The 11,996-nt window shown below is 65.7% G+C and carries 20 protein-coding genes; 10 read left to right on the top strand and 10 right to left on the bottom strand.

Translation table 11 applies throughout. The annotated features are described in order from the left end of the window. The first annotated feature begins 63 nt into the window (after positions 1-63). Positions 64-948: a 3-methyl-2-oxobutanoate hydroxymethyltransferase gene (gene panB / locus QM772_RS15325; protein WP_415137948.1), complete on the top strand. Its 885-nt coding sequence runs from the start codon at positions 64-66 to the stop codon at positions 946-948. Between the two features lie 4 nt (positions 949-952). Continuing rightward, positions 953-1,810, top strand: coding sequence for a pantoate--beta-alanine ligase (gene panC, locus QM772_RS15320; RefSeq protein WP_415137946.1), 858 nt, complete (start codon positions 953-955; stop codon positions 1,808-1,810). Positions 1,811-1,886: 76 nt separating this feature from the next. Here panC and QM772_RS15315 read toward each other — a convergent pair whose 3' ends face one another. The 5 genes from QM772_RS15315 to QM772_RS15295 form a co-directional block, all read right to left on the bottom strand. Beyond that, positions 1,887-2,372, bottom strand: a complete 486-nt coding sequence (locus QM772_RS15315) for an RES family NAD+ phosphorylase (protein WP_415137944.1) — start codon at positions 2,370-2,372, stop codon at positions 1,887-1,889. A gap of 171 nt (positions 2,373-2,543) precedes the next feature. Beyond that, positions 2,544-2,996 (bottom strand): antitoxin Xre-like helix-turn-helix domain-containing protein, encoded by a 453-nt coding sequence (locus tag QM772_RS15310; RefSeq protein ID WP_415137942.1) that lies wholly within the window; start codon positions 2,994-2,996, stop codon positions 2,544-2,546. A gap of 115 nt (positions 2,997-3,111) precedes the next feature. Further along, positions 3,112-3,432, bottom strand: coding sequence for a type II toxin-antitoxin system YafQ family toxin (locus QM772_RS15305; protein ID WP_415137940.1), 321 nt, complete (start codon positions 3,430-3,432; stop codon positions 3,112-3,114). Further along, positions 3,407-3,682: a type II toxin-antitoxin system RelB/DinJ family antitoxin gene (locus tag QM772_RS15300; protein WP_415137938.1), complete on the bottom strand. Its 276-nt coding sequence runs from the start codon at positions 3,680-3,682 to the stop codon at positions 3,407-3,409. Before QM772_RS15300 ends, QM772_RS15305 begins: the two co-directional genes overlap by 26 nt. Before the next feature lie 211 nt (positions 3,683-3,893). Further along, complete coding sequence (locus QM772_RS15295) at positions 3,894-4,238, bottom strand: helix-turn-helix domain-containing protein (RefSeq protein ID WP_415137936.1); 345 nt, start codon at positions 4,236-4,238, stop codon at positions 3,894-3,896. A 340-nt stretch (positions 4,239-4,578) separates the two neighbouring features. On the opposite strand from QM772_RS15295, the gene QM772_RS15290 reads away from it, so the two are divergent. From QM772_RS15290 to QM772_RS15275, 4 genes are all read left to right on the top strand, one after another. Next, positions 4,579-4,968, top strand: coding sequence for a hypothetical protein (locus QM772_RS15290; RefSeq protein ID WP_415137934.1), 390 nt, complete (start codon positions 4,579-4,581; stop codon positions 4,966-4,968). 102 nt (positions 4,969-5,070) lie between these two features. Continuing rightward, positions 5,071-5,325 (top strand): hypothetical protein, encoded by a 255-nt coding sequence (locus QM772_RS15285; protein WP_415137932.1) that lies wholly within the window; start codon positions 5,071-5,073, stop codon positions 5,323-5,325. A 33-nt stretch (positions 5,326-5,358) separates the two neighbouring features. Then, positions 5,359-5,649: a hypothetical protein gene (locus tag QM772_RS15280; RefSeq protein ID WP_415137931.1), complete on the top strand. Its 291-nt coding sequence runs from the start codon at positions 5,359-5,361 to the stop codon at positions 5,647-5,649. A 46-nt stretch (positions 5,650-5,695) separates the two neighbouring features. Continuing rightward, a complete protein-coding gene (locus QM772_RS15275) occupies positions 5,696-6,223 on the top strand; it encodes a hypothetical protein (RefSeq protein ID WP_415137929.1) in 528 nt (175 codons plus the stop codon). A gap of 296 nt (positions 6,224-6,519) precedes the next feature. On the opposite strand, the gene QM772_RS15270 is transcribed toward QM772_RS15275, so the two are convergent. After that, on the bottom strand, positions 6,520-6,684 hold the full coding sequence (locus tag QM772_RS15270) for a hypothetical protein (RefSeq protein WP_415137927.1): 165 nt from the start codon (positions 6,682-6,684) through the stop codon (positions 6,520-6,522). 19 nt (positions 6,685-6,703) lie between these two features. Between QM772_RS15270 and QM772_RS15265 the strand changes: the two genes are divergently transcribed. Continuing rightward, positions 6,704-6,958 carry a type II toxin-antitoxin system HicA family toxin gene (locus QM772_RS15265; protein ID WP_415137925.1) on the top strand — a complete coding sequence of 85 codons (255 nt, stop codon included), beginning with the start codon at positions 6,704-6,706 and terminating at the stop codon, positions 6,956-6,958. A gap of 5 nt (positions 6,959-6,963) precedes the next feature. Continuing rightward, a complete protein-coding gene (locus QM772_RS15260) occupies positions 6,964-7,293 on the top strand; it encodes a type II toxin-antitoxin system HicB family antitoxin (protein ID WP_415139618.1) in 330 nt (109 codons plus the stop codon). A gap of 15 nt (positions 7,294-7,308) precedes the next feature. Here QM772_RS15260 and QM772_RS15255 read toward each other — a convergent pair whose 3' ends face one another. From QM772_RS15255 to QM772_RS15240, 4 genes are all read right to left on the bottom strand, one after another. Then, positions 7,309-8,334, bottom strand: a complete 1,026-nt coding sequence (locus QM772_RS15255) for an NAD(P)H-dependent glycerol-3-phosphate dehydrogenase (protein ID WP_415137923.1) — start codon at positions 8,332-8,334, stop codon at positions 7,309-7,311. A gap of 51 nt (positions 8,335-8,385) precedes the next feature. Then, entirely contained in the window at positions 8,386-8,832 is a 447-nt protein-coding gene (gene secB, locus QM772_RS15250; protein ID WP_415137921.1) for a protein-export chaperone SecB, read from the bottom strand. 81 nt (positions 8,833-8,913) lie between these two features. Next, positions 8,914-9,180, bottom strand: coding sequence for a glutaredoxin 3 (grxC, locus tag QM772_RS15245; RefSeq protein WP_415137919.1), 267 nt, complete (start codon positions 9,178-9,180; stop codon positions 8,914-8,916). 13 nt (positions 9,181-9,193) lie between these two features. Continuing rightward, positions 9,194-9,544: a rhodanese-like domain-containing protein gene (locus QM772_RS15240; RefSeq protein WP_415139616.1), complete on the bottom strand. Its 351-nt coding sequence runs from the start codon at positions 9,542-9,544 to the stop codon at positions 9,194-9,196. A gap of 148 nt (positions 9,545-9,692) precedes the next feature. On the opposite strand from QM772_RS15240, the gene gpmA reads away from it, so the two are divergent. Next, positions 9,693-10,436: a 2,3-diphosphoglycerate-dependent phosphoglycerate mutase gene (gene gpmA, locus QM772_RS15235; protein ID WP_415137917.1), complete on the top strand. Its 744-nt coding sequence runs from the start codon at positions 9,693-9,695 to the stop codon at positions 10,434-10,436. Between the two features lie 105 nt (positions 10,437-10,541). Then, the gene (locus tag QM772_RS15230) at positions 10,542-11,975 is read left to right on the top strand and encodes a S41 family peptidase (protein ID WP_415137915.1); all 1,434 of its coding nucleotides are present in this window, start codon (positions 10,542-10,544) and stop codon (positions 11,973-11,975) included. Positions 11,976-11,996 lie beyond the last annotated feature (21 nt).

The following is an 11,996-nucleotide window of genomic DNA, read 5'->3' as shown; positions in this document are numbered from 1 at the left end:
TGGGCGTGAAGACGCGATTTCATGTGCAGGTATTTGCGGGACAGCACACTACACTGGCGCGCCATGAACCCGCCCGCCCCCGCCCACCCGGCCTCGCCCTACGGCACGCTGCCCACCGCGTCGCCCATGCCGCCGCGCAAGCCCATCAGCCTGCCGCGGCTGGCGCAGCTGCGCGCGGCGGGCGAGAAGATCACCATGCTCACGGCCTACGACGCCACCTTCGCCGCCGTGGCCGACGCCGCCGGGGTCGAATGCCTGCTGGTGGGCGACTCGCTCGGCATGGTGTGCCAGGGCCTGCCCTCCACCGTCGGCGTCACGCTGGAGGCCATGCGCTACCACACCGAAAGCGTGGCGCGCGGGCTGCAACGCGTGCAGGGCACGGCCTGGCTGATCGCCGACCTGCCGTTCGCCAGCTACCACGAATCGCCCGAGCAGGCGCTGCGCTCGGCCGCCGCGCTGATGCAGGCCGGCGCGCACATGGTCAAGCTCGAAGGCGGCGGCTGGACGGCGCCCACGGTGCGCTTCCTGGTCGAGCGCGGCATCCCCGTGTGCGCCCACCTGGGCCTGACGCCGCAGACCGTGCACGCCCTGGGCGGCTACCGCGTGCAGGGCAAGGACGAGCAGGCCGCCGCCACGCTGCGCCGCCACGCGCTCGAATTGCAGGACGCCGGCGCCGCCATGCTGGTGCTGGAGATGGTGCCCGCGCCGCTGGCCGCCGCGCTCACCGCCGAGCTGGCGCATTGCGCCACCATCGGCATCGGCGCCGGCAGCGGTACCGCCGGCCAGGTGCTGGTGATGCACGACATGCTGGGCATCAACCTGGGCAGGAACCCGAAGTTCGTGCGCGACTTCATGCAGGACGCCGGCAGCGTGCGCGGCGCCATCGAAGCCTACGTGGCGGCCGTCAAGAACGGTAGCTTTCCAGACAACACTTTGCACGCCTGGTAGCCCCATGCACATCGTCCACACCCTCGCCGAACTGCGCCACGTGCTGCGCCACGCCGAGCGCCCGGTCTTCGTGCCCACCATGGGCAACCTGCACGCCGGCCACCTGGCGCTGCTGGCGCAGGGCCGGCCGCTGGGCGACGTGTCGGTGGCCAGCATCTTCGTCAACCGCCTGCAGTTTTTGCCGCACGAAGACTTCGACAGCTACCCGCGCACCTTCGAGGCCGACCGCGCCGCGCTGGAACAGGCCGGCTGCGACGTGCTGTTCGCCCCGCGCGAGGCCGACCTGTACCCCGAGCCGCAGGTATACAAGGTCGCGCCCGACCCGGCCCTGGCCGATCTGCTGGAAGGCAGCTTCCGCCCCGGCTTCTTCACCGGCGTGTGCACGGTGGTGATGAAGCTCTTCATGGCCGTGTTCGCCGGCAAGCCGCACGGCACGGCGATGTTCGGCAAGAAGGACTACCAGCAGCTGATGGTGGTGCGCGGCCTGGTGCGGCAGTTCGCGCTGCCGATCGACATCGTGGCCGGCGAGACCCAGCGCGCCGAGGACGGCCTGGCCCTGTCCTCGCGCAACCGCTACCTGAGCGAAGCGGAGCGCGCCGAGGCGCTGCACCTCAGCCTGGCGCTGCGCGCCCTGGGCCGCGACGCGCTGGCCGCCGCGCACGCCCTGCCGGCGCAAGGGCCGGCGCTGGAAGCCGCCGCGCAGGCAGCATTGGCCGCGCGCGGCTGGCAGCCCGACTACCTGACCGTGCGCCGCCGCGCCGACCTGCTGCCGCCCCAGGCCGGCGACGGCGCGGGCGCGCTGGTGGTGCTGGGCGCGGCGCGGCTGGGCGGCACGCGGCTGATCGACAACCTCGAAATTTGATATTGAAACGATAGCTGCCAGCGCCCGTCCAGCAAGCGCTGGAGGCCGATTTGGCCCTAAAAACCCCACCCGCTCATCAAGCCCCCAGATTGCGCAGCAGCCGGGTATCGGTGTGCAGGCTTTGAGCCTCGCCGATGGCGATCCGCGCGAAGTCCGGGTGGCGTGGATTGAGCAGAAAGTTGCGCTCCGCAGGCACCACCGCGCTGGGCACGTCGAGCACCGCCGTCCTGCCCTCTTGCAGCCACGCAAGCCCCAGCGCTTGCAGCGCGCCGCGCTCGCCGATGGTGCGCCAGCCGGCGGGCAATTGCGCGGCCTCGATGCGCGTCGCGGGCAGACCGGCGGGCAGTTGGGCCGGGATCAGCACGTAGTGGGCCCGCAGCCGATCGTCCTGCACCATCAGTTCCAGCAGCGCCAGTGACTGCGACTGCGCCGTGTACACCACCTCCCAGCCCTTGGGGTTCCAGCGCCCGCCGTGCAGCCCGGCGCCTTCGCCACTGAAGGCGCTGGCGGCAAAGCGTGCGGTGGTGATGCGCCAGACGGTGCGTGCGACTGCGTGCGTCACGTCAGTGCGACAACCCTTGGCGCCGCCCGCAGCGCGTGGAACCGAAAGAGCCGAATGGCCGCGGAGCAGGCCAGGCCAGTGCGCTCCTGGCCGGGGTTCCCCCGGCCAGCGGGCGCGCCCCCTGGAGGGGGGAGGCGCAACAGCGCGCAGCGCGTGGAGACACGGGGGTGGTCAAGTAAACACGCCGTGCTCGATGCGGCCCAAGGTGTCCATCACGCTGTCGGCGCCCATCTCGGTGTCCAACAAGGACATGGGCGTCACCCCGCCCAGCGCCGCATTGGTGTCTTGCAGCCAGGACAGCGCGGCGCCGGCGTCCTCGAACACGGTTTCGGCCCGCTCGACCACGCGGGCAAAACGCACCAGCTTGGCGGACTCCTCCGGCGACAGGGCCCCTTCGCGCTTGCGCCGGGCCAGCGTGCGCTCGGGAATGGCCAGCGCATGGGCCAGCTCGGCCTGCGTGATGCGCGTCGTGCGCACCAGGGCATCGACCGATGCGGAAGGCAACCCCTGCCGCACCAGCGGTATCCAGTCCATCAGGCCGCGCGGCAGCGTGGGCAATACCCCCGGGCCGCCCAGCAAGGTCGCGGCGGAAAGGGCGGGTGGCATGGCGTGGGTAGTGGTCATGGGGTCTCCAGTCGGGCTGAAAACCAAGATTTCAGCCACTTGGCATACATTCTAGTCAAAAATGGCGTAAATACCGTGCGGCTGATCGGCAACCCAGAAGACCGATCCACCAGGACTATTCGTCAAAGAGGTCTGCGTGCGTTCCAGCGCGCACGAAGTTCAGACGCACCCCGTCAAGCTGATAAATCAGCAGAAAGTCGCCGCCGATGTGGCACTCGCGGTGGTCGCTCCAGGCGCCTTTCAATGGATGATCCAGCCACTCGGCGCCCAGCGGCGCATCGCCCGCGATCAGCAGCAGCACGGCCTCTTTGAGCCGCTTCATGTCGTAGCGGCCTGAATGCGTCAGGCGCTGCCAGTCCTTGCGGAATTCGCGGGTGTAGTCGTGGCTTCGAGGCAGGCTGGCGCGCTTGCTACTCGCCGGCTTGTTCAAGGTCATCGAACATGTCTTGCGCGGAGTTGAAGCGAGGCGCCCGGGCCATCATGGCGCGGGATTCGGCCATCGCCGCACGGGTGCGGGCGTTGGGCACCTTGAGTTCGAGCGGAAAAGCCTGTTCGGCCACCACCCGGTGCAGAAACAGGCGCACGGCTTCGGCCATCGACAAGCCCATCGCATCGAGAGCTTGCGCGGCCTGGGTCTTGATGCTGTCGTCGATACGGACATGCAGCATGGAAGTCTGGGCGGGCATTGGGGTTGCGCTCCTGATTGGAAGACCCCTCATTATGTGTCGCAATTGAGACCTTCACAAGGTCATGGCCCAGGCTCATGGCCTCCAGCGCGCACACCTGGCGCGGAAGGCTTCGAGGCTGCTCATTGGAAAATGAGCTGGCGGTTACTATCAAGAAGATAGCTTCCAGCGCTTTGCCAGAGCGCGCTGGAGGCCGATTTGGCTCAGAACTTCATGAAGCCAGGTGCGTACAGGTGCGCTCCAGGATGTCCATCACGAACTGCATGTCCTTCTTGTTCAGGGGCTTGAGCATGCGGGCGATCTCGTTGGCGCCGGACTGGGTGGAACCGCTGGCCCTGGGAATCAGCGCCTCGACCGGGCAGTTCAGCGCATTCGACAACTCCACCAGCCGGGGAATAGTCAGCATCACCACGCCCCGCTCCATGCGCGAGACGGCCTCCGGCCCCACGTCCAGCAACTCGGACAACTGATCCTGCGACAACCCGGCCCGCAGCCGCTGGGCGCGGATGGCCGCGCCCACTTCCACTGCGATGCTGCGCGCAAAGTCGTCCTTCATCAGGTTACTCCATGTCAACCCGATAGGTTGATAGCAACCTCTATTGACATGAAGAACCAGTAAGGTTGAAATCTTGCAAATAGCAACCTGTTGAGTTGCCTCATGCGCCGGTCACACCCTTCCGAGCACACCTCTTCTTATCAATGAAAGGCCACCACGCCTTGAGCCGCCTGAACCTGCTGCGCCGCGCGGCACTGATCGCTACCTTGCCCACCAGTCCGTACTTGCCCAGGCTTCATGCCTGCGGAGCTTGGTTCATGGGGGGTAGCCTCATCAGGCAGCCCATCCAAGCCGCATTGAAGGCCAGGAAGCCATTCCATTCCTTTCCAGAAATTTCATTATGAAGATATCGTCAATTTTCTTGCTGGTCCAGCTTATTCTGACCGGCGCCACCTTCGCTCAAAATATCTCTGGTGAATATCTCCTCTGCACCCCATCAATATATTCATCGGACATACCAGGCGAAACCATAGAAAACATAGATTGCACCAAAGCCAAAGCGAACAATCGCTGCGAGTCCCGTACGCTGGAAAAGAATTCCATGAAAACAAATGCCAACTTCTATGTGCTCGGCAATGTCATATCCAACGACCAAGGCCCCGTCATCCTCGAAGAGCACAAGATCAGACGAAATGATGGGCACTGGCAATTTACAATTAAATTTATCTCGGGTGGAATCCTGAAGACCGAAGGATACTGCGAATTAAAACAAGATAAATATAAATTCTAGGACAGTTACACACACATAATTATCTGCTGCCACAAGAGCACATGAACCGACACAGATCGAATTTCCAGAAATATAAGGCAACCCCAATCCAAAGGAATCATCATGCCCGCCGCCATCTACGCCACCGGCACTTTCACCCTAGCGGTAACCCTTGCGCTTGGGGCAGCCGCGCACGAGAAAGATATGAAGCCGCCTGAAAAACGCATCACCATCACGCTGGAGGACTACGAAAAAATGGAGAAGCAAGTACAGAAGGAACGCAAGGCGAAACGACCACCAGGCGACCCCTGCGCATCCAACGATAAGTGCAGAGTCATCAACGCCCCCAAGCCGGTCGTGGGTGGCGTGCGCGGCTGAATCCAACACCCTCACCCTGTCTTTATCAACACCATGAAAAAAACCAGCATTTTCCTCGCCATGCTCATCGCCTCGGCAGCCTGCCATGCGGACCGCGGCACCACCGCCCGCGTGGCCACGGCAAATGCCGAAGGCAGCACACGGGCCGCCGCCTGCCAGAACGCGCTGGAACTTGCCCGACTCACTTCTGGCCTGCCGTCGCTTGAAGCCTTCAACAAAGTGGAGAGGATGGAGAAGAAATGTGAGTGCGGGGAGGAGACAAGCAGAACCGGCGTCAAATCTTGGTCGTGTATGGGCATGATTTCCTATGCCGAGAAGAAATAAATTATGCCCCGCACAGAAAAAAACCATCAACGAGGAGCCAAGTCACATGAGACGCCTGAAAAATCTACCAATCTTGATGGCAATACAATTCTACAGTGCAGCATGGGCACTGGAATGCGACCCCAATGATCTAACAGGAACATGGGTTCATCAATCAACCGAAAATGATCGAACCTACAGCATCATTGGCTTAGGTGAAAGGAATCAAAGATCCTATTGCGAAATTACGGGAACACGGAATTTCACAATTCAACTAGATGCCCCCAAAAATGGGGTAAATCATGGTATCAGGAGATCTCAAGTCAACAACTCCCGCTCGTGGACTGACAGAGGTCGATTCGCTGGTTCTGAACCTGAAAGGGAAGAATGCACATCTGATCACGGCGCAGGGGAAAAATCAATCCAAGCAAAGGAAGATGTTCTCACGTTCCGGGTCACCGAAAGCACAGAACCCGAAGACATTGGTGACATCAGTAAAGCCACCTGCACCATGAACGGCAAGAAGAATCAGATGATCTTGAAATACAGAGAAAGCAATGGAAAAACCTTCATAAGAAGCTACCAGAAGCAATAGCCGCTGAGAGGGTATTTCATGCATCGCACATAGCGAAGCATTTTCACCAGGGATGCCGACACACAGAGTCGTCATGCCCCAACGTTGCGCAACAGCCGCATATCGGTCTGCAAGGACTGCGGCTCTCCAATGGCGATCCGCGCAAAGTCCGGGTGACGCGGGTTGAGCGGAACGTTGCGCTCCGCAGGCACACCGCGCTGGGCACGTTGAGCACTGCCGTGCGGCCCGCTTGCAGCCATGCCAGCCCCATCGCCTGCAACGCGCCGAGCGTGCGCCAGCCCCTGCGCGTCGCTGATTTACTTGCACGGATTCGGCATCGCCAGCCCATCGTCCTCACTGCCGCAGTCGCGCGCCAGCCCCTGCGCGATGTAGCTTTCGGGCGGCACACTGCGCGTGAACCGGACATTGCCGCCGATGGTGACGCGGCAGAGGACGGTGGCGCCGGTTGTGAGTAATAGCACTTGATGCTAGCATTCCCGTGTGAACTCCAGGCACCGGAAGACCATCACCGCCGTCTTCGCCAAACCTACGTCGTCATCCATTGTCTTCGCGGACATTGAGGCACTGGTCAAGGCGCTCGGCGGCAGTGTTCACGAGCGTGAAGGCTCCCGGGTGAAGCTGGCGCTTGGCGAGCATGAGTGGCGCTGCCACCGCCCCCATCCGGGCAAGGAGGCCAAGCGCTACCAGGTCGAGGAGGCGCGCGAGTTTCTGGAACGAGCAGGAGTCAAACCTTGAACACGATGAACTTCCAGGGCTATACCGCCCGGGTCGAATACGACGAGCGGGACGATATTTTGGTGGGACGGGTGCTGGGCCTGCGCAGCATCATCAGCTTTCATGGCAAAACGGTGGCGGAACTGCGGCGCGAGTTCTCGGCGGCGGTCAAGGACTATCTGGCGGATTGTGCGGAACAAGGCATCTCGCCAGAAAAGCCCGCCTCGGGCAAGCTGCTGATCCGCGTGCCGCCTGAAGTGCACAGCCGCGCGCTCGTCAAGGCGCAGGCGATGGGCAAGAGCCTGAACCAATGGGCCACCGAAGCGCTTGCGCGTGCGGTGCAGGCCGATGGCTGATGTTGCAGCGGCCCGCTAAAGAATCTCACCCTTCGGATCGCGCCCCATCAGCGCTGCCACGGCCTCGACGGGCTTGAGCTGCCCGTCCAGCAGCGCCACCACGCATTCCGTGATGGGCATCTCCACGCCCAGGTGCCGCGCGCGCTGGAGCACGGTGCGGGCGCTGTAGACGCCCTCGGCGACGTGGCCGAGCGACTGCACGGCCTGCGCCAGCGTCCGGCCTTCGGCCAGCAGCAGGCCGACGCGGCGGTTGCGGCTCAGATCGCCGGTGGCCGTCAGCACCAGGTCGCCCAGGCCCGACAGGCCCATGAAGGTTTCGGGCTGCGCGCCCAGCGCCACGCCCAGGCGGGCGGTCTCGGCGAGGCCGCGCGTGATGAGCGCGGCGCGCGCGTTCAGCCCCAGGTTCAGGCCGTCGGCCAGGCCGGTGGCGATGGCCAGCACGTTCTTGACCGCGCCGCCGACCTCGACGCCCGTCAGGTCGTCGTTGCCATAGACGCGCAGCGTGGGGCCGTGGAAGGCTTCGACCAGCGCCTGGCGCACAGCAGGCTGGCGGCTGGCGGCGACCAGGGCGGTGGGCTGGCCGCGCGCCACCTCCTGCGCGAAGCTGGGGCCGCTCAGGGCGCCGGCCAGCAGGGCGGGCGCGGCCTGCGCGGCAACCTCGTGCGGCATCAGGCCGAAGGGGCGCGGCGCCGATGGGTCCTGCGCCGGCTCGAAGCCCTTGCACAGCCAGCCGACGGGCACGCGCACATCCCGCAGCAGCCCCAGCGTGGCGCGCAGGCCGGCCACCGGCGTGGCGACGATGAGCAGGTCGGCCCGGGGCGCGGATTGCAGCAGGTCGGCCACGTCGCCGCCACGCACCGCCAGCTCGCGCGGCAGCGGGATGCCGGGCAGGTAGCGCGCGTTCTCGCGCGCCTGGGCCATGTGCTCGGCCTGCGCGCCATCGCGCGCCCACAGCACCACCTGGTGGCCGAGCGGGTTGCGCGCCGCGCTGACGGCCATGGCCGTGCCCCAGGCGCCGGCTCCGATAACTATGATTTTCATAGCTGCTGGCGCTTGCCTGGCGGGCGCTGGAGGCCTTTTTTACTTAAATTCTTACTGCGTGATGATGGGCGAGCCCTGCGCCGCCTGCTGCTCGTACATCTGCTGGAAGTTGATCTCGGCCAGGTGCACCGGCGGGAAGCCCCCGCGCTGGATCAGGTCGGCCACGTTGCCGCGCAGGTAGGGGTAGACGATCTGCGGGCAGGCGATGCCGATGACGGCGCCCATCTGGTCGTCGGGCACGTTGCGCACCTCGAAGATGCCGGCCTGCTTGCACTCGACCAGGAACACGGTCTTGTCCTGGATCTTGGTCTGCACGGTGGCGGTGACGGTGATCTCGAACACGCCCTCGGCCACGTTCTCGGCGTTGACGCCCAGGTTGATCTCGACCGACGGCTGCTCCTGCTCCAGCAGGATGGCGGGGGAGTTGGGCTGCTCCAGCGACGCCTCCTTCAGGTAGACGCGCTGGATGTTGAAGACGGGAGCTTCCTGGTCGGCCATGTGATGTCTCGCTAGGGGAGAGTTGAAAAAGAAACCGGCGGCGCCCGCCGCGCGGGCCGCCGCCTCCTGAAGGGCATTATCTCAGGCGGGTTGGCCAGCCAGCAGCGGGGCGAGCCCGCCGCGCTGGTCCAGCGCCACCAGGTCGTCGTGGCCGCCGACGTGGGTGCCGCCGATGAAGATCTGCGGCACGCTGCGGCGGCCGGTGAGGGCCATCATGTGCTGGCGCTGGGCCGGGTCCAGGTCCACGCGCACTTCGTCGATCCGGTCCACGCCCTTGGCGCGCAGCACCTGCTTGGCGCGGATGCAGTAGGGGCAGACGGCGGTGGTGTACATCTTGACGGCTTGCATGGCGCGCTCCCGATCAGGCTTTTTCCACCGGCAGGTCGGCCGCGCGCCAGGCTTTCAGGCCGCCGGCCAGCGACTCGGCCTTCTCGTAGCCCAGCTTGCGGGCGATGCCCGCCGCGCGGCCCGAGCGCGCGCCCGAGGCGCACACCAGCACCAGCGGCACGGCCTTGTTCTTGACGGCGGCGGGCAGTTTCTGCTCCAGCTCGCCCAGCGGGATGTTCTTGGCGCCGCCCACGTGGCCGGCCTGGTATTCGGCCGGCTCGCACACGTCCACCACCACCGCCTTCTCGCGGTTGATGAGCTGCACCGCCTGGTTCGGCGTGACGCCGCCGCCCGCGCCGCCCCGCAGCATGGGCGCCAGCAGCATGCCGCCCGAAATCAACGCCACCAGGATCAGCGCCCAGTTCGCCAGCAGAAAGTCCACGTCGTCAGTCCTCGTTCAAGTCGGCCGGCATTCTAGAATGCCCGGTTCCGACCCGCCCCGGTGGCGGGTATTGCCCACGTTCTGCCCATCCATGCACAAGCTCGTCCTCATCCGCCACGGCGAATCCACCTGGAACCTCGAAAACCGCTTCACCGGCTGGACCGACGTCGACCTGACGCCCACCGGCGTGGCGCAGGCCCGGCAGGCCGGCCAGCTGCTGAAGGCCGAGGGCTACGAGTTCGACCGGGCCTGCACCAGCGTGCTCAAGCGCGCCATCCACACCCTGTGGCACGGCCTGGACGCGATGGACCGCCCCTGGCTGCCCACCGTCAAGCACTGGCGCCTGAACGAACGCCACTACGGCGCCCTGCAAGGCTTGAACAAGGCGGAGACTGCCAAACGGTACGGCGACGAGCAGGTGCTGGTCTGGCGCCGCAGCTACGACACGCCGCCGCCGCCGCTGGAGCCCCAGGATGCCCGCAGCGAGCGCGGCGACCCGCGCTACGCCAAATTGCAGCCCGGCGAGGTGCCGCTGACCGAATGCCTGAAGGACACCGTGGCGCGCGTGCTGCCGTTCTGGAACGACTCCATGGCGCCGGCCATCCGCGCCGGCAAGCGGCTGCTGGTGGTGGCGCACGGCAACTCGATCCGCGCGCTGGTGAAGTACCTGGACGGCATCTCCGACGACGACATCGTCGGCCTGAACATCCCCAATGGCATACCGCTCGTGTACGAACTGGACGCCGGCCTCAAGCCCCTGCGCCACTACTACCTGGGCGACGCCGCGGCCGCCGCCCAGGCCGCGGCCGCGGTGGCCAGCCAGGGCAATGCCTGAGTGCGGCGAATGCACGGACCCGGCGCGGAACTTAGGGCCCGCGCGCCCACCCAAAGCAGGCAAGCCCTGTAATATTGAACGCCTGCGCCAAGGAAACCCTTCACCATGAGTCAGAAAACCAAGATCGCCGGCTGGATGGCCGTGGGGGCGCTGGCCGGCGCGCTGACCACGGTATCGCTGCAAACCGTGGCGCGCGGCGCCATGGCGCCGCTGCCGCTGGAGGAGTTGCAGCAGCTGGCCGCCGTGTTCGGCATGATCAAGTCGGACTACGTAGAGCCCGTCGACGAGAAGAAGCTGATCACCGACGCCATCTCCGGCATGGTGTCCAGCCTGGACCCGCACTCGCAGTATTTCGACAAGAAGTCGTTCAAGGAATTCCGCGAAGGCACCACCGGCCGCTTCGTCGGCGTCGGCATCGAGATCACGCAGGAGGACGGGCTGATCAAGGTGGTCTCGCCCATCGAGGGCTCGCCCGCCGACCGCGCCGGCCTGAAGCCGGGCGACCTGATCACCCGCGTGGACGACGCCGCCGTCAAGGGCCTGTCGCTGAACGAGGCCGTCAAGCGCATGCGCGGCGAGCCCGGCACCAAGGTGCTGCTGACCATCCTGCGCAAGGACGAGAACCGCACCTTCCCGGTCACCATCACGCGCGAGGAAATCCGCACCCAGTCGGTCAAGAGCAAGATCGTCGAGCCCGGCTATGCCTGGCTGCGGCTGTCGCAGTTCCAGGAGCGCACGGTCGATGACTTCGTCGCCAAGGTCGAGGACATCTACAGGCGCGAGCCCGGCCTGAAGGGCCTGGTGCTCGACCTGCGCAACGACCCGGGCGGCCTGCTCGACGCCGCCGTGGCGGTGTCGGCCGCCTTCCTGCCCGAGGGCGTGACGGTGGTGTCCACCAACGGGCAGATCGAGGAATCCAAGTCGGTCTTCAAGGCGCGCCCCGAGGACTACACGCGCCGGCGCGGCAGCGACCCGCTCAAGCGCCTGCCGGCCGCGCTCAAGAGCGTGCCGCTGGTGGTGCTGGTCAACGAGGGCTCGGCCTCGGCCAGCGAGATCGTCGCCGGCGCATTGCAGGACCACAAGCGCGCCATCGTCATGGGCAGCCAGACCTTCGGCAAGGGCTCGGTGCAGACGGTGCGCCCGCTTGGCCCCGACACGGCGCTGAAGATCACCACCGCGCTGTACTACACGCCCAGCGGCAAGACCATCCAGGCCAAGGGCATCGTGCCCGACATCATGGTGGACGACACCGCCGAGGGCAGCCCCTACGCCGTGCTGCGCATGCGCGAGGCCGACCTGGAAAAGCACCTGAGCGGCGCCAACGAGGACAAGAAGGATCCCGCGGTCGAGAAGGAGCGCGAGGCCGCCCTCAAGCGCCTGGAGGCGGAGTCCCGCAAGCCGGAGTCGCAGCGCCGCCCGCCCGAGTACGGCAGCGCCAACGACTTCCCGCTGCAGCAGGCCGTCGCCAAGCTCAAGGGCCAGCCGGTCAAGGTCAGCAAGACCCTGATCGAGCGCAAGGAAGAGCCGAAGACCGAATGAGGCGCCAGCCGGTCTGGCGCT

The sequence above is a fragment of the Ottowia sp. genome (assembly GCF_047601385.1).
Classification (GTDB): Bacteria; Pseudomonadota; Gammaproteobacteria; order Burkholderiales; family Burkholderiaceae_C; genus Ottowia.
The sequence above is the reverse complement of the archived record's forward strand: the minus strand, read 5'-3'. Positions and strand labels throughout refer to the sequence as shown.